The 14,689-nt window shown below is 53.6% G+C and carries 18 protein-coding genes; 9 read left to right on the top strand and 9 right to left on the bottom strand.

The window, feature by feature from the left end; translation table 11 throughout:
- Positions 1–91: 91 nt before the first annotated feature.
- The 5 genes from OMR58_RS13475 to OMR58_RS13455 all read left to right on the top strand — a co-directional run bounded on the left by OMR58_RS13475 (position 92) and on the right by OMR58_RS13455 (position 5,298).
- A complete protein-coding gene (locus tag OMR58_RS13475) occupies positions 92–877 on the top strand; it encodes a hypothetical protein (protein WP_234472048.1) in 786 nt (261 codons plus the stop codon).
- 106 nt (positions 878–983) lie between these two features.
- Complete coding sequence (locus OMR58_RS13470) at positions 984–3,134, top strand: lysine decarboxylase LdcC (RefSeq protein ID WP_264546187.1); 2,151 nt, start codon at positions 984–986, stop codon at positions 3,132–3,134.
- 83 nt (positions 3,135–3,217) lie between these two features.
- Complete coding sequence (locus OMR58_RS13465) at positions 3,218–3,613, top strand: VOC family protein (RefSeq protein ID WP_105595458.1); 396 nt, start codon at positions 3,218–3,220, stop codon at positions 3,611–3,613.
- Positions 3,614–3,667: 54 nt separating this feature from the next.
- The gene (tilS, locus tag OMR58_RS13460) at positions 3,668–4,969 is read left to right on the top strand and encodes a tRNA lysidine(34) synthetase TilS (RefSeq protein WP_200563036.1); all 1,302 of its coding nucleotides are present in this window, start codon (positions 3,668–3,670) and stop codon (positions 4,967–4,969) included.
- A gap of 14 nt (positions 4,970–4,983) precedes the next feature.
- Complete coding sequence (locus OMR58_RS13455; RefSeq protein WP_105595460.1) at positions 4,984–5,298, top strand: c-type cytochrome; 315 nt, start codon at positions 4,984–4,986, stop codon at positions 5,296–5,298.
- A 49-nt stretch (positions 5,299–5,347) separates the two neighbouring features.
- On the opposite strand, the gene rof is transcribed toward OMR58_RS13455, so the two are convergent.
- The gene (gene rof, locus OMR58_RS13450) at positions 5,348–5,611 is read right to left on the bottom strand and encodes a Rho-binding antiterminator (protein WP_105595461.1); all 264 of its coding nucleotides are present in this window, start codon (positions 5,609–5,611) and stop codon (positions 5,348–5,350) included.
- The gene (locus OMR58_RS13445) at positions 5,598–5,798 is read right to left on the bottom strand and encodes a YaeP family protein (protein WP_105595462.1); all 201 of its coding nucleotides are present in this window, start codon (positions 5,796–5,798) and stop codon (positions 5,598–5,600) included. The genes rof and OMR58_RS13445 overlap by 14 nt, the downstream gene beginning before the upstream one ends.
- Before the next feature lie 130 nt (positions 5,799–5,928).
- Between OMR58_RS13445 and OMR58_RS13440 the strand changes: the two genes are divergently transcribed.
- From OMR58_RS13440 to OMR58_RS13430, 3 genes are read left to right on the top strand one after another with little or no spacing between them, the layout of a single operon-like run.
- Complete coding sequence (locus OMR58_RS13440) at positions 5,929–6,483, top strand: YaeQ family protein (protein ID WP_105595463.1); 555 nt, start codon at positions 5,929–5,931, stop codon at positions 6,481–6,483.
- Positions 6,480–6,896, top strand: a complete 417-nt coding sequence (gene arfB, locus OMR58_RS13435; RefSeq protein ID WP_105595464.1) for an alternative ribosome rescue aminoacyl-tRNA hydrolase ArfB — start codon at positions 6,480–6,482, stop codon at positions 6,894–6,896. Before OMR58_RS13440 ends, arfB begins: the two co-directional genes overlap by 4 nt.
- A 39-nt stretch (positions 6,897–6,935) precedes the next feature.
- Positions 6,936–7,349 (top strand): copper resistance protein NlpE N-terminal domain-containing protein, encoded by a 414-nt coding sequence (locus tag OMR58_RS13430; RefSeq protein WP_200563032.1) that lies wholly within the window; start codon positions 6,936–6,938, stop codon positions 7,347–7,349.
- Between the two features lie 71 nt (positions 7,350–7,420).
- On the opposite strand, the gene proS is transcribed toward OMR58_RS13430, so the two are convergent.
- The 7 genes from proS to metN all read right to left on the bottom strand — a co-directional run bounded on the left by proS (position 7,421) and on the right by metN (position 13,622).
- A complete protein-coding gene (gene proS / locus OMR58_RS13425) occupies positions 7,421–9,139 on the bottom strand; it encodes a proline--tRNA ligase (RefSeq protein ID WP_200563030.1) in 1,719 nt (572 codons plus the stop codon).
- 91 nt (positions 9,140–9,230) lie between these two features.
- Positions 9,231–9,938 (bottom strand): tRNA (N6-threonylcarbamoyladenosine(37)-N6)-methyltransferase TrmO, encoded by a 708-nt coding sequence (gene tsaA / locus OMR58_RS13420; RefSeq protein ID WP_264546186.1) that lies wholly within the window; start codon positions 9,936–9,938, stop codon positions 9,231–9,233.
- Positions 9,939–10,343 carry an Rcs stress response system protein RcsF gene (rcsF, locus tag OMR58_RS13415; RefSeq protein WP_264546185.1) on the bottom strand — a complete coding sequence of 135 codons (405 nt, stop codon included), beginning with the start codon at positions 10,341–10,343 and terminating at the stop codon, positions 9,939–9,941.
- A gap of 209 nt (positions 10,344–10,552) precedes the next feature.
- Positions 10,553–10,954 carry an Rcs stress response system protein RcsF gene (rcsF, locus tag OMR58_RS13410; RefSeq protein ID WP_200545318.1) on the bottom strand — a complete coding sequence of 134 codons (402 nt, stop codon included), beginning with the start codon at positions 10,952–10,954 and terminating at the stop codon, positions 10,553–10,555.
- A 139-nt stretch (positions 10,955–11,093) separates the two neighbouring features.
- On the bottom strand, positions 11,094–11,909 hold the full coding sequence (locus tag OMR58_RS13405; RefSeq protein ID WP_105595470.1) for a MetQ/NlpA family lipoprotein: 816 nt from the start codon (positions 11,907–11,909) through the stop codon (positions 11,094–11,096).
- 35 nt (positions 11,910–11,944) lie between these two features.
- The gene (locus OMR58_RS13400; protein WP_105595471.1) at positions 11,945–12,598 is read right to left on the bottom strand and encodes a methionine ABC transporter permease MetI; all 654 of its coding nucleotides are present in this window, start codon (positions 12,596–12,598) and stop codon (positions 11,945–11,947) included.
- On the bottom strand, positions 12,591–13,622 hold the full coding sequence (gene metN, locus OMR58_RS13395; protein WP_264546184.1) for a methionine ABC transporter ATP-binding protein MetN: 1,032 nt from the start codon (positions 13,620–13,622) through the stop codon (positions 12,591–12,593). Before metN ends, OMR58_RS13400 begins: the two co-directional genes overlap by 8 nt.
- Before the next feature lie 194 nt (positions 13,623–13,816).
- Here metN and gmhB point away from each other — a divergent pair, with 194 nt between their 5' ends.
- Entirely contained in the window at positions 13,817–14,377 is a 561-nt protein-coding gene (gmhB, locus tag OMR58_RS13390) for a D-glycero-beta-D-manno-heptose 1,7-bisphosphate 7-phosphatase (protein WP_105595473.1), read from the top strand.
- Positions 14,378–14,689: the final 312 nt, after the last annotated feature.

Raw genomic sequence — 14,689 nt, 5'->3', positions numbered from 1 at the left:
TGTCTCAGAATTTTCACAATTTATGCTATCTGTAATCTTTCCCGAATCATGTTAGCCTTTTTTTGCTAACTCACTAAAAGGAAGGGAAATTATGGATATTAATCGTCGTAAATTAGCCATGGGTTTACTGACCCTCCCGGCAGCTGCCGCCGTTGGCGGCTGCGTTTCAGCAGAAAAGCCACACAAAGATAAAACCTTCGATCGGATGGCGCTTAATCAGCTGAGCGACCAGCTGGAGGATCGCCACACGGCCGATATTCTGGCCCCGTTTATTCTGGATGCCGCTTTTAACATGACACCACCGACTGGCCGCATACAGGAGGCCAGTATGGTGATGGCTTTCGCCTTCGGCAACCGACCTAATCCTGAACACGATCCCAATAAGCTTGCTTTACCTGGACCGATGAACAGGGCACTGGCCCAATGCTGTGCTGCCGTATGGCGTAATAAACGCATGCCTCTCTATCTGCAATGGGAAATTGCGCGCTGGATGGATTCCTCCGAGTTTTCGGATATTCCACGAAGTGACATTATTTCTATAGAGCCCTACTGGGATGAAAGCGGTAAGCTGATTTATCTCAGCACTGATGGTGTTGTACAGGAAATTATTAACAAATACTTTTCCGGCGATCCTGCAATAATGGGCAAGGCAGCGATCGTGGGTCATCGCGACCATGTTAAACGCTGCATTATGACCTGTGCGGCGCGTAAGGTGCGTGGGTTTGCACCCGGGGGAATTTCCCTGCCGCGATGGTATGACCCACAGTCCGATCAACCCTGGACCCGGCGTCGCGATCTTTATGTGCTACAGGACATTACCGCGCAGCTGTCGATGAGCGCTCAGGCAAACATTGCTAAGGCTTACCCGCAGGGATAAGCGCAAGAGGATGCGATCCGCTATGCTTACAGTTTGACTGCAGGGTCAACCGGTCTTGACCAGGCGGAAGCAATCTTCCGCCTTTGTATGCAGATGGAGGTAAGCATTGAACATTATCGCGATCGTAGGACCGCACAACGTTTTTTATAAAGATGAACCAATCCGACAGCTGGATGCCGCACTGCAATTACAGGGCTTCCAGACCATCTACCCGCACGATGCTGCGGACCTGCTGAAGCTGATTGAGCACAACCCGCGAATAAGCGGCGTGATTTTTGACTGGGATGAACACAGCTTTGAGCTTTGCAGTGAAATCAATCAGCTGAACGAATATCTGCCGCTGTATGCTTTTATCAATACCCATTCGACGATGGACGTCAGCATTAACGAAATGCGTATGGCGATCTGGTTCTTCGAATATGCGCTTAACGCGGCAGAGGATATCGCTCAGAGGATACGCCAGTACACCGATGAGTATCTGGAAAACATCACGCCGCCGCTGACCCGCGCGCTGTTCACCTACGTTAAAGAAGGAAAATACACCTTCTGTACCCCCGGACACATGGCCGGAACGGCCTTCCAGAAAAGCCCGGTAGGCTGCCTGTTTTACGATTTCTTTGGTGCAAACACTCTGAAGGCGGATATTTCCATCTCGGTGACCGAACTGGGATCGCTGCTCGACCATACCGGTCCGCATCTTGAGGCCGAAGAATATGTTGCCCGCACCTTCGGTGCCGAGCAGAGCTATATGGTCACTAACGGAACCTCGACCTCAAATAAAATCGTCGGCATGTATGCAGCCCCCGCCGGAAGCACCGTGCTGGTCGATCGCAACTGCCATAAATCACTGACCCATCTGTTGATGATGAGTGATGTTATTCCGATTTGGCTGAAGCCGACGCGCAACGCTCTGGGGATACTCGGTGGTATACCGAAACGAGAGTTCACCAGAGAGAGTATTGAACAGAAAGTGGCCCAGACGCCGCGTGCCAGCTGGCCGGTTCACGCGGTGATTACCAATTCAACCTACGACGGGCTGCTGTATAACACGCAGTATATTAAGGAGACGCTGGACGTTCCCTCTATCCACTTTGATTCTGCCTGGGTGCCGTATACCAATTTTCATCCTATCTACATCGGGTTGAGCGGCATGAGCGGCGAGCGAACGGCGGGGAAAGTGATTTATGAAACGCAGTCGACGCATAAACTGCTGGCCGCTTTCTCGCAGGCGTCGCTGATCCACATTAAGGGCGACTACGACGAACAGACCTTTAATGAGGTCTATATGATGCACACCACCACGTCGCCCAACTATTCAATCGTCGCTTCCATTGAAACGGCGGCGGCCATGCTGCGCGGTAATCCCGGTAAGCGGCTGATTAACCGTTCGGTTGAGAGGGCACTGCATTTCCGCCGTGAAATCCAGCGCCTGCGCGAAGAGTCAGACGGCTGGTTCTTCGATATCTGGCAGCCGGAAGGCATTGATGAACCGGAATGCTGGCCGATCCAGCCTGGCGAGGAGGACTGGCACGGTTTTCGCGATGCGGATGCCGATCATATGTACCTTGATCCGATCAAAGTCACTATCCTGACTCCCGGTATGAGCGAGCTTGGCGAGATGGCGAAAGAGGGGATCCCGGCGGCGCTGGTAGCGAAATTCCTCGATCAGCGCGGTATCGTGGTGGAGAAAACCGGGCCTTACAATCTGCTGTTCCTGTTCAGTATCGGCATTGATAAAACCAAAGCGATGAGCGTGCTGCGCGGGTTGACGGAGTTCAAGCGGGCTTACGACCTTAATCTGCGGGTCAAAAATATGCTGCCGGATCTGTATGCGGAAGATCCGGACTTTTATCGCAATATGCGTATTCAGGATCTGGCGCAGGGGATCCACTCACTGATCTGCCAGCATGACTTACCGCGCCTGATGCTGCAGGCGTTTGCCGTACTGCCGGAGATGAAACTTACTCCACACCAGATGTTCCAGCAGCAGGTTAAGGGCAATGTTGAAACCGTGGATATCAGCGAGCTGGTGGGGCGGATCTCGGCCAATATGATCCTGCCCTATCCACCGGGCGTACCGGTGGTAATGCCGGGTGAAATGATCACTGCTGAAAGCCGCGCCGTGCTCGATTTTCTGTTGATGCTGTGTTCGGTGGGGGAGCGCTATCCCGGCTTTGAAACGGATATACACGGTGCCACCCTTACCGAGGACGGGCAGTATCTGGTGCGGGTGCTGAAAGATGACGCGGTAATTTAGGCCGTTTTACGGAATCTCACCCGTTGCGGTCAGGTTCGTCGCTGCGTAAGGTACTGCTAAACAGCATTGATTCAGGTGACAGCATGTCCGGTTTACAGTTAAAGCAGGTGCATCATATCGCGATTATTGCGCGAGACTATCCGCTCAGCCGAGCGTTTTACTGCGATATTCTGGGTTTTACGCTCATGGCAGAGGTATATCGCGAAGCGCGTGATTCCTGGAAGGGCGATCTGGCACTGAACGGCAGCTATGTGATTGAGCTGTTTTCGTTCCCTGAACCCCCGTCGCGGCCTTCGCGGCCGGAAGCCTGCGGCCTGCGCCATCTTGCATTCAGCGTGGAGGATATTGATGCCGCCACGCAGTATCTGAGCGAACGCGGCGTGATCTGTGAAGATATTCGCATCGATCCGCTGACCGGCAAGCGTTTTACCTTCTTCAGCGATCCTGACGGTTTGCCCCTGGAACTGTATCAGGCTTAAAATAGGAACGTCCAAACCCGGCGTACCGCGCCGGGTGTTCTCTTTAGGATTACCATGTCAGATCTTGCTCATCTTGAACGCTCACTGACGGCAGAGCAGCCCGTACTGCTGGCCTACAGCGGCGGTCTGGATTCCACCGTGCTGCTTCACCAGCTGGTGCAGCTGCGCCAGCAGTGGCCGACGCTGCGACTGCGGGCGCTGCACGTTCATCATGGTCTTAGCCCGCTGGCGGACGGCTGGGTGGCACACTGCCGCCGCCAGTGTGCGGAGTGGCAGGTGCCGCTGGAGGTGGTGAAGGTGACGGTTGATGCGCGGCTGGGGGGCATTGAGTCGGCGGCGAGAAGCGCACGCTATCAGGCGCTGGCTCAGCACATCGATCCGGAGGAAACGCTGTTGACCGCGCAGCACCGGGACGATCAGAGTGAAACCCTGCTGCTGGCGCTCAAACGCGGTAGCGGCCCGGCGGGCCTGGCAGCCATGTCACCGGTGCAGATGCGCGGTGACAATCTGCATCTGCGCCCGCTGCTGGATTTCAGTCGTCAGCAGCTTGAGGCGTGGGCCGCGCGCCATCGGCTCAGCTGGATTGAAGATGAGAGTAATCAGGACACGCGCTATGACCGCAACTTCCTGCGCTTAGAGATATTGCCGTTACTGAATGAACGCTGGCCACACTTTTCTGCCGCCGCTGCCCGCAGCGCCGCACTGTGCGGCGAACAGGAGCAACTGCTTGACGAGCTGCTGGCCGAGTCGCTTGATGCGCTGATCGCCGAAGATGGAAGCCTGGGTTTCACGCCGCTGTTGAGCATGAGCCCGGTCCGCCGCGCTGCGCTGCTGCGGCGCTGGATTGCGCGGCAAAACGGTGCGATGCCCTCGCGGGAAGGGCTTGAGCGGCTGTGGCAGGAGGTGGTGCTGAGCCGTGAAGATGCCACGCCGTGCCTGCGGCTTGGAGTTTCTGAAGTTCGTCGTTTTCGCGATCGTCTGTGGTGGTTACGCCCATCTGAGCCGCTGGCCGATCGTCAGATCGACTGGGCTGCACCCTGGTTGCCGTTGACGTTACCGGCTGAGCTGGGGCAGCTGGCTGTAGATGATGCCGGGATATCGCTGCGTCAGCCGCAGTCATCGGAAACGGTCAGCGTACGATTTCAGGCGCGGGGCTCGTTTCATATCGTGGGCCGTGCGGGCAGCCGCCCGCTGAAAAAGCTCTGGCAGGAGGCCGGTATTCCGCCCTGGCGGCGTGAACGTATACCGCTGCTGTTTTATGGTGAACAGCTGATTGCCGCGTTGGGGGTATTTGTGACCCATGAAGGGGCGCCATCTTCAGCGGAAACCGCCTGGCGGATACGCTGGCAACAATGAATTCAGGGAGTGCTATGTTGAAAAAAAGCCTGACGGCAGCGATGTTTCTGTTAACCAGCCTGCCGGTTATTGCGGCGGGTGACAGCAGCGCCGGGCAGCAAAAATCCGCAGCCTGTATGGCCTGCCATGGTGCAGACGGTAAAGCCGCTGCGCCGATCTACCCTAATCTGGCTGGGCAAAATGAGGCGTATCTTGGACTGGCGCTACACGCGTATAAAACGGGTGCCCGCAGTGGCGGACAGGCTGAGGTGATGAAGGCGTTTGTTGCCGGTCTCAGTGATGAAGATATCGATGATTTAGCGGCGTACTACGCGGGCCTGAAGCCCTGACGGGGAAGGGGCGAGGTGTTTTCCGCCCCTGTTATGATTGACGTGTGGGTTAATCTGACTCGCTAACCACGACGGTGCCGAGGTCGGGATGGCTGAAACTGGCAATATGATCGAGGCGGAGGTCGCTGGTTTCACCGGCAATCTCCACCGTCAGGTACTCAACGTTTTTCCGCGACAGAATATCTTTCGCTTTGGCTTTTAACTGCTCGCCGCTTTTCAGCGTCAGCGCCAGCGTCCAGTGTTTTTGGCAGGCGAGTTCCAGGCTGTCGTAGTCATCACAGTTGATCGGTTTGTAGGCTTCATTCGTCAACATAGTCGCTCACCAATAAGTTAGCGGCAGCAAAGGCTGCCTGTTCCCTGATGGAAGAGTTTAGCTCAGGATTCCCGGCTATTTCATCGAGTGCTTTCAATACGCAGGCCAGAGCATCCGGCACGTATCCCAGGTCGCCACTGCCGATCTCGGCATATTTACGGCGAACTAATTCACAATAGTTTTGCACTTGCACCTCCTTCAGAGTGTTTCTCTGACTAACATCGACTATAGCACAGGCTTTTATCGGAAATCAGCCGGGTACGGGTGAATTGCTGCGCCATCGGTTACAATGACCGGTAACGAAGATAAGGATCCCTATGGCACTGAAAGCAACGATTTACAAAGCGACGGTTAACGTCGCGGATATGGACCGCAATGTATTTATTGACCAGGTACTGACGCTGGCACGTCACCCGTCTGAAACCGAAGAGCGCCTGATGCTACGACTGCTGGCGTGGATGGTTCATGCCCATGAACGTTTAACGTTTACCCGCGGCTTAAGCGCCGAGGATGAGCCGGAAATTTGGCAGCTTAACGATCATAACGGCATTGATCTGTGGGTAGAACTGGGGCTGCCCGAAGAGCGACGTATTAAAAAAGCCTGCAGTCGTTCGCAGCACGTCTGGCTGTATGCCTATAACTGGCGTGCGGCACAGCCCTGGTGGCAGCAGAATCAGAACAAGCTGGCACAGCAGGATAATTTGTCCATTCGTTACCTGAACGATGAACAGCTCAGCGCACTCACCCAGCTTGCATCCCGTTCCATGCAGTTACAGGCAACCATTCAGGATGGCACAATCTGGCTATCTGATGATACCCACCACCTTGAAATTCAGTTTGAGACGTGGTTGGATGCAGGTAAGAAGCCATGATTATTCTTTCACGTAATGTCACCATTCCCGACGCTGAAATCGACATTACTGCGATTCGTGCGCAGGGGGCGGGTGGGCAACACGTGAATAAAAGCTCTACGGCCATTCATCTGCGTTTTGATATCCGGGCTTCCAGCCTGCCCGAGTTTTATCAGTCGCGCATGCTGGCCGCCAGTCATCATTTGATTACGCCTGAGGGCATAGTGATTATCAAGGCGCAGGAGTATCGCAGCCAGGACATGAACCGTGAGGCGGCATTAAAAAGGCTGGAGAATTTAATCCTTGAGCTGACGGTTGTTGAAAAGGTTCGCCGCAGTACGCGCCCGACGCTGGCATCTAAAAAGCGCAGGCTGGAGAGTAAAGCGCGTAAATCGTCGACCAAATCGCTTCGCGGCAAAGTTCGCAGCGACTAACGGACCTTGGGTCTATTTATTCAGGCAGCAGGAGATGCGATGAAAACGGTTTTGTTAAGTTTCAGTGCCGCACTGGTACTTGCCACGCTGATTGGCTGTAATAACCATCAGCCCGCGCAGCAGTATGCGGCACTGGAACCGATGCGTCAGAGCTATAGCGGGCTAATGCCCTGTGGGCAAAACTGCCGCGACAGCGAATCTTCGCTTTTCCTGGCCGCTGATGGCAGCTATGTACTGGAGCAGCGAGAAATGGGTGCCAATGGAATGCGGTTTGCTCAGTACGGCAAGTGGGCGCGCACGGCAGACACGTTAACGCTGGTGGCGATGAACGGCGAGAAACAGCTGTTCCGCCCAACGGAAGAGGGACTTGAGGTGTTATCGGTCCGTGGTGTGCCGCTGAGTAATCAGCAGCGCTATCATTTAACCGCCCGTTCGCAACAGCCCGCCAGCTAAGCGTCTTTCTCCGCTTAAAATAAAACGGCCACCGCATTAGCGATGGCCGTTTTCGTTAATAAACCAGTGAATTACTTCGCCAGTTCGGCAACCAGGAACTCAACGATCTCGTTGGTTTTGATCATACGCTTCTCACCTTCGCGGCGGGATTTGTACTCAATTTCTTCGCTGTCGAGATTACGATCGCCAATCACGATGGTATGCGGCACGCCAATCAGCTCCATATCGGCAAACATCACACCCGGACGCTCTTTACGGTCGTCAAGGATCACATCAATGCCTTTGGCTCGCAGCGTGCTGTACAGCTCTTCCGCCAGCTCTTTCACGCGGAATGATTTCTGCATATTCATTGGCAGGATCGCGACCTGGAACGGTGCCAATGCGGCTGGCCAGATGATGCCGCGTTCATCGTGGTTCTGCTCAATTGCCGCCGCCACAACGCGGGTGATACCGATACCGTAGCAGCCCATGGTCATAATCTGGTTACGGCCATCTTCACCTTGTACGGAGGCTTTCATCGCTTCCGAGTATTTGGTGCCGAGCTGGAAGATATGACCCACCTCGATACCACGCTTAATCTGCAGCGTACCTTTCCCATCCGGGCTGGCATCGCCTTCCACGACGTTGCGGATATCCGCGACGCGCGGCAGCGGCAGATCGCGCTCCCAGTTAATACCCGAGAAGTGTTTGTGATCGATGTTCGCACCGGCGCTGAAGTCGCTCATCGCGGCAACGGTACGGTCTGCGACGATTGGCATTGGCAGGCCAACAGGACCAAGCGAACCCGGGCCAGCGCTTACCAGCGCACGGATTTCTTCTTCGGTCGCGAAGGTCAGCGGTGCCGCAACGATATCAATTTTCTCAGCTTTGACTTCGTTCAGTTCGTGGTCGCCGCGTACCAGCAGGGCAACCAGCGTGTGGCCGCTCTCTTCTGTCGCTTTCACCATCAGCGTTTTCACGGTTTTCTCAACCGGAAGGTTAAACTGCTCAACCAGCTCGGCGATAGTTTTGGCATTTGGCGTATCGAACTGCGCCATTTCCTGAGATGGCGCGGCACGGCCACCGGCTGGTGCTACCGCTTCCGCTTTTTCCATATTGGCCGCGTAATCTGACTCGGTGGAGAACACCACATCGTCTTCACCGCTTTGTGCCAGTACCTGGAACTCGTGGGAAGCGCTACCGCCGATTGAACCGGTATCGGCATCAACCGCACGGAAGTTCAGTCCCATGCGGGTGAAGCTCTGGCTGTAGGCGCGATACATCGCGTCGTAGGTTTCCTGCAGCGATTCCTGCGTGGTGTGGAATGAGTAAGCGTCTTTCATGATAAATTCGCGCGAGCGCATCACACCGAAGCGCGGACGGACTTCATCGCGGAATTTCGTCTGGATCTGGAATACATTCAGCGGCAGCTGTTTGTAGGAGCTCAGTTCATTGCGAATCAGATCGGTGACCACTTCTTCATGCGTTGGGCCGAGTACAAAAGGACGATCGCCGCGATCGACAAAGCGCAGCAGCTCCGGACCGTACTGCTCCCAGCGGCCGCTCTCCTGCCAGAGATCGGCAGGCTGGACAACCGGCATCGAAATCTCAATGGCACCGGCGTTGTTCATCTCTTCGCGCACGATGTTTTCAACTTTTTTCAGCACGCGCAGGCCGGTCGGTAACCAGGTATAAAGGCCGGATGCCAGTTTGCGGATCATCCCGGCGCGCAGCATCAGCTGGTGGCTGATCACTTCAGCGTCGGCAGGTGTCTCCTTTTGAGTGGAGAGCAGGTATTGAGTAGTACGCATGAGTTACGATTCCATATGAACGGAAGAGAGTCAAAAAACGTGGCGGCTAGTGTACCAGCGTGTCGGGTGAGTCAAAAGATGCCGGACTAAATTAACGTGGGTCGATAGCGATAACTTCGGTACCCGCAAGGGTGACACGCCAGCGAACGTTAAAATCCAGCAGCCAGGCAGCATATTCCCGATCCGGTTCTTCGCCTTTACGGTAGGCCGGGCGAGGGTCCTGTGCCAGCACCTGAGAAATAAAACGCTCAAGATGTGGATAACGAAGCCGATGTTGTGCCAGCTGTTCCTGGGCTGCCGGAGTAAAGAAAACGGGCATATCTGCTGCGGGGGCCTGTTGGGCAAAACCCGCGCGCGCGTCGGGCAGGGCTTCGGCAAAAGGCAAATAGGGTTTGATATCGACAATCGGCGTGCCGTCGACCAGATCGAGACTGCCCAGCTCCAGAATAACCTGCTGCTGTTCATAGCGGATACCTTTCAGCTCAACCAGGGACATCCCGACTGGATTAGGGCGAAAGGTTGATCGGGTAGCGAATACGCCCATGCGCGCATTACCGCCCAGACGCGGTGGTCGTACGGTAGGGCGCCAGCCACCTTCCATGGTTTGATGGAAAATAAACAGCAGCCAGAGGTGGCTGAATGCCTCAAGGCCTCTCACCGCTTCCGGCTGGTTATAGGGAGGTAAAAGACGAAGTTCACCACCGCCGTCCTCAATCAGACCGGGCTGTCTGGGAACGGCGAATTTCTCCTTCCAGGGGGAATGAATAGTACCAATTTGCTGGAAGGAGAATGACGACATTTACTCTGCGACTCTTATGGCTGAACCCTGACATGTGGCTTCGCGGTAGCAACCGGGTAAGCCACTCAATACTTCGCAGCTTTGCATCAGCAGGGCATTACCTGACAGTGCGGCAGCGCGTTTTTGCATTTGCTGGCGAACGTTTACCAGATTAGGTGGGAAATCATTCGCTTGAATCTGGCAATCATTACCTGAAACGCCACCCAGCGCAAGAAACGCTTTGCCGTTCAGCGCTTCAACGCTGTTATAAATAGCAATGCTCGGGCTGGTGGTGTTGGTCAGCATTTTTTTGGCTGGAGTAGCGTGCTGAACGGGTGTTGCAGCCTGGATCGGCTTAGTTTTATGAGACTGTGCAGTACAACCTGCCAGAGCCATAGCCAGCAAACAAAATGTAATAAGACGCATGGAAAATCCCTTTTATGTTAATTGTGGGGGCTGAATATAACAACCCCATAATTAACCCGCAATCTTACTAAGTAATTAAAAAATAATGATTTTCATCTTCCTTTTTAGCGATATTTTACGGCATGGTTCTTACTTTTTGTCATAGGTTGCGAGATGAAATATCGCAATAAATTCTTGAGGATTCTGGCTGAGTGGACCAATAACGATTGTTAATTGGAGACTTTCAGTGCCGAGCCCTGACAAATCGCCTGGCGGTAGCATCCCTGTGCTGAACTCACAATTTCACACTTGTGCAGCAGTACAGCATTGGCCTTCATGCCTGAAGCCCGGACCTGCATCCGCTTGCGTGCAGTCGCAATATTCGGTGGAGAGTCCTGGGTGCTGCTTTGGCAGTCATCACCGTACACCTCACCGAGATCGCGGAAAGGCTTGCTGACCAGTTCAGCCGCATCGGTATACAGTTTTACCGGAGCTGGATGAGCCGTAGGTTTAGCACGTGCAGGTTCCGTTTGCGCTGGTTTCTCGATTGGCGTGATGGGCTGGTAGGGTTTCTGCAGCAGCGAACAGCCTGTCAGCGACAGGGCCAGCAAACAGAGCGGCAAAACACGCATGGGGAATCCTCATGTTCGGTAAAAGTGGCGTTATTGAAGCAAGCCGTAGCAGAAATAACAAGGGGAGAGCGGGATATGCAGAACGGGAGTCAGTTATTCGTAAAGCATGCAGGCCGCTGGTACGGCCTGCATTAAAGTATTACCAGCCTTTAACCGCGCCGCCGTTAAAGGTTTTGTTAGCCGCTTCGTTAACTTCGTCAGACTGATAGGCCTGAACGAATTTCTTCACGTTTTCTGCGTCTTTATTATCTTCGCGCGCAACGATCAGGTTAACGTATGGGGAGTTTTTATCTTCTACGAAGATACCGTCTTTCGCCGGGGTCAGGCCGATCTGGCTGGCGTAGGTAGTGTTAATTACCGCCAGTGCGATCTGCTGATCGTCCAGGGAGCGCGGCAGCTGTGGCGCTTCCAGCTCAACCAGTTTGATGTTTTTCGGATTCTCAACAACATCCAGTGAGGTTGGCAGCAGACCAACGCCATCTTTCAGTTTAATCAGGCCCACTTTCTGCAGTAGCAGCAGTGAACGACCCAGGTTGGTTGGATCGTTAGGAATGGCAACCTGCGCGCCTTCCTGCAGTTCATCCAGTGATTTGATTTTTTTCGAATAGCCGGCAATCGGATAAACGAAGGAGTTACCCACTGCAACCAGTTTGTAGCCGCGATCTTTGATCTGCTGATCGAGGTATGGCTTATGCTGGAAGGCATTGACGTCAATATCGCCTTTGCTCAGTGCTTCGTTAGGCAGTACGTAGTCGTTAAACGTCACCAGCTCCACGTTCAGGCCATATTTCTCTTTCGCCACTTTCTGTGCCACTTCAGCAACCTGCTGCTCGGCACCGACAATCACACCCACCTTGATGTGGTTTGGATCTTTCTCTTTCTGATCGCAGCCAACCAGAGCCAGAGTACCGATAAGTGCGCCTACGGCAGCAAACGTTTTAAAATTAAAAGACATGTCCCTTCCTTAAATAACGAATATTACTGTTGTGTTTACTTATGAGTGACCGCGCGAACAATGCGATCGCCGCCAAACTGAATCAGATACACCAGAACAACCAGCAGGACTAAAACGGTATTCATCACAGTGGCGTTATAACCAATATAGCCATACTGATAGCCAATCTGCCCCAGGCCGCCTGCGCCCACTGCACCGCCCATTGCGGAGTAACCCACCAGGGTGATCAAAGTAATAGTAGCTGCATTCACCAGACCCGGCAGCGCTTCCGGTAGCAGAACCTTACAGATGATTTGCAGCGGGGTTGCGCCCATGGCGCGCGAGGCTTCAATCAGACCGGTTGGCAGCTCTAACAGGGTGTTTTCCACCATACGTGCAATAAACGGTGCCGCACCAATGGTCAACGGTACAATCGCCGCCTGAAGACCGATTGAAGTTCCGACAATCATTCGGGTGAATGGAATCATCCACACCAGCAGTATAATGAAAGGGATCGAGCGGAAGATGTTAACCACCGCCGACAGCACGCGATAGAGTTTTGCGTTCGCGATAATCTGTCCCGGGCGGGTAACGTAAAGCAGTACGCCGACCGGCAGACCGATAACAAAACCAAAAAAGCCGGAGACAAAGGTCATCATCAGGGTTTCCCAGATGCCGCGGCCCATTAACCACATCATTGCCTCAGACATAACCTAATACCTCTACCTTTACATGATTTTGCTGCAGAAACGCGATAGCGGCCTTAGTATCGTCGGCGCTACCGTGGATTTCTGCCAGCATAATGCCGAACTTGACGCCGCCCGCGTAATCCATTTGAGCGCTGATAATGTTGTTATTCACATTGAAACGGCGAGCGGATTCTGAAAGGAGGGGGGCATCAACCGACTGGCCGGTAAATTCCAGACGCAGTAAAGGAACGGTATTCTCACGGGCTTCAGGGGACAGGCGCTGAAGGTAATCTTCAGGAATATCCAGATGCAGTGTGGACTGAATAAACTGTTGGGCCAGCGGCGTCTTAGGATGGGAGAAGACCTCACTCACCGTATCCTGTTCAATCAGCTTACCGTCACTAATCACCGCGACGCAGTCACAGATGCGTTTCACCACATCCATTTCATGAGTGATTAGCAGGATGGTGATACCCAGGCGGCGGTTAATATCCTTCAGCAATTCAAGAATTGAACGCGTGGTTGCCGGATCGAGGGCGCTGGTGGCCTCATCGCACAGCAGAACTTTTGGATTGCTGGCCAGTGCGCGAGCAATTGCCACACGTTGCTTCTGACCGCCGGAAAGGTTGGCTGGCCATGAGTCATACTTATCGGCCAGGCCGACCAGTTCCAGCAACTCAACCACGCGGTTCTTTATTTCTGCTTTCGACATATTGCCCAACTCCAGCGGCAGCGCAACGTTGCCTGCAACAGTTCGGGAGTTCAGCAGATTAAAATGCTGGAAGATCATGCCAATCTGGCGGCGTGCCAGCGTCAGCTGTGCTGATGAGAGCGTGGTGAGATCCTGATTATCGACCAGCACTTTACCGGAGGTCGGGCGCTCCAGCAGATTAACACAGCGAATAAGGGTACTTTTACCGGCGCCGGAAGCGCCGATAACCCCGTAAATTTGCCCGGCAGGCACGTGCAGGCTGACATCGGACAGCGCTGTAATCGTGCGTGAACCCTGCTGGAACACTTTGGTAATATTTGAAAGTTTTATCATTGCTTTATTTATTATCGTGATGGGGGTTGTCCGTGGCGTTCATTCTTACTTATGCATTCAGCAGTAAAGCAGAACGCAACTGGATGTTAAGGCATCCAGACGTCTAAATCAATCGAAGTCCTTCAAACTGGCATTCTCTCTTCTATGGCAATCGTGAGATACTCTATGGCAAATTTTTTAGCAGGAGTGACTACGTGGCTACCAATGTCCCGGCAATTTTTCTCGATCGTGATGGCACCATTAATATCGATCATGGCTATGTTTCAGAAAGCGACAACTTTGAGTTTATCGATGGCGTTATTGAAGCCATGGCCGAATTAAAGAAGATGGGTTTCGCGCTGGTGCTGGTGACCAACCAGTCTGGTATCGCCCGCGGTATGTTTACCGAAGATCAGTTTATGCACCTGACCGAGTGGATGGACTGGTCGCTCGCCGATCGTGATGTCGATCTCGATGGCATCTATTTCTGCCCACATCATCCTGAAGCTGTAGTAGAAGAGCTTCGTCAAAACTGTGACTGCCGTAAACCGCAGCCGGGAATGCTGCTGTCTGCACAGCAGGAATTGCACATTGATATGGCCGCTTCTTATATGGTTGGCGACAAAATAGAGGACATGATGGCAGGTGCGGCGGCTGGAGTGGGTAAAAAAGTACTGGTTCGCACCGGGAAGCCCGTTACCGCCGAGGGTGAAAAAGCGGCAGATTGGGTGCTAAATAGCCTTGCAGAGCTGCCTGCACGCATCAAACAGGGCTAAAAAGCAGCGTTTCGCACGAAGTTTCAGCAAGCAGATAAAAACTTAATATTTCTGCTTGCGTTCCCGCTCGGCCTCCCTATAATGCGCAACCACTGAGACGGCACAGCGACTGACAAGTCAGCCACTCAGGAGGTTCGGGAAGTCTCTGAACCGCCGGAAAAAACTTCTCAAAAAGAAGTTGACTCCGAAGGAGGAAAGCGTAATATACGCCACCTCGCAGCAGGACGGCTAACGCCACTGACTGCACTGCTCTTTAACAATTTATCAGACAATCTGTGTGGGCACTCGCAGGATTGATATCAACGTCTCCGG

Source organism: Erwinia sp. INIA01, assembly GCF_025947915.1.
In the GTDB taxonomy this organism is placed as follows: Bacteria; Pseudomonadota; Gammaproteobacteria; order Enterobacterales; family Enterobacteriaceae; genus Erwinia; species Erwinia coffeiphila.
Note: the sequence above shows the minus strand (reverse complement) of the source record. Positions and strands in the feature narration are given on the sequence as shown.

Coding starts and splice junctions, on each gene's coding strand:
- metN (WP_264546184.1), bottom strand. CDS start 13,622: ATGATAAAACTTTCAAATATTACCAAAGTGTTCCAGCAGGGTTCACGC.
- OMR58_RS13400 (WP_105595471.1), bottom strand. CDS start 12,598: ATGTCTGAGGCAATGATGTGGTTAATGGGCCGCGGCATCTGGGAAACC.
- proS (WP_200563030.1), bottom strand. CDS start 9,139: ATGCGTACTACTCAATACCTGCTCTCCACTCAAAAGGAGACACCTGCC.
- rcsF (WP_264546185.1), bottom strand. CDS start 10,343: ATGCGTCTTATTACATTTTGTTTGCTGGCTATGGCTCTGGCAGGTTGT.
- OMR58_RS13440 (WP_105595463.1), top strand. CDS start 5,929: ATGGCACTGAAAGCAACGATTTACAAAGCGACGGTTAACGTCGCGGAT.
- tsaA (WP_264546186.1), bottom strand. CDS start 9,938: ATGTCGTCATTCTCCTTCCAGCAAATTGGTACTATTCATTCCCCCTGG.
- OMR58_RS13430 (WP_200563032.1), top strand. CDS start 6,936: ATGAAAACGGTTTTGTTAAGTTTCAGTGCCGCACTGGTACTTGCCACG.
- OMR58_RS13405 (WP_105595470.1), bottom strand. CDS start 11,909: ATGTCTTTTAATTTTAAAACGTTTGCTGCCGTAGGCGCACTTATCGGT.
- rcsF (WP_200545318.1), bottom strand. CDS start 10,954: ATGCGTGTTTTGCCGCTCTGTTTGCTGGCCCTGTCGCTGACAGGCTGT.
- OMR58_RS13465 (WP_105595458.1), top strand. CDS start 3,218: ATGTCCGGTTTACAGTTAAAGCAGGTGCATCATATCGCGATTATTGCG.
- tilS (WP_200563036.1), top strand. CDS start 3,668: ATGTCAGATCTTGCTCATCTTGAACGCTCACTGACGGCAGAGCAGCCC.
- rof (WP_105595461.1), bottom strand. CDS start 5,611: ATGTTGACGAATGAAGCCTACAAACCGATCAACTGTGATGACTACGAC.
- OMR58_RS13455 (WP_105595460.1), top strand. CDS start 4,984: ATGTTGAAAAAAAGCCTGACGGCAGCGATGTTTCTGTTAACCAGCCTG.
- OMR58_RS13475 (WP_234472048.1), top strand. CDS start 92: ATGGATATTAATCGTCGTAAATTAGCCATGGGTTTACTGACCCTCCCG.
- arfB (WP_105595464.1), top strand. CDS start 6,480: ATGATTATTCTTTCACGTAATGTCACCATTCCCGACGCTGAAATCGAC.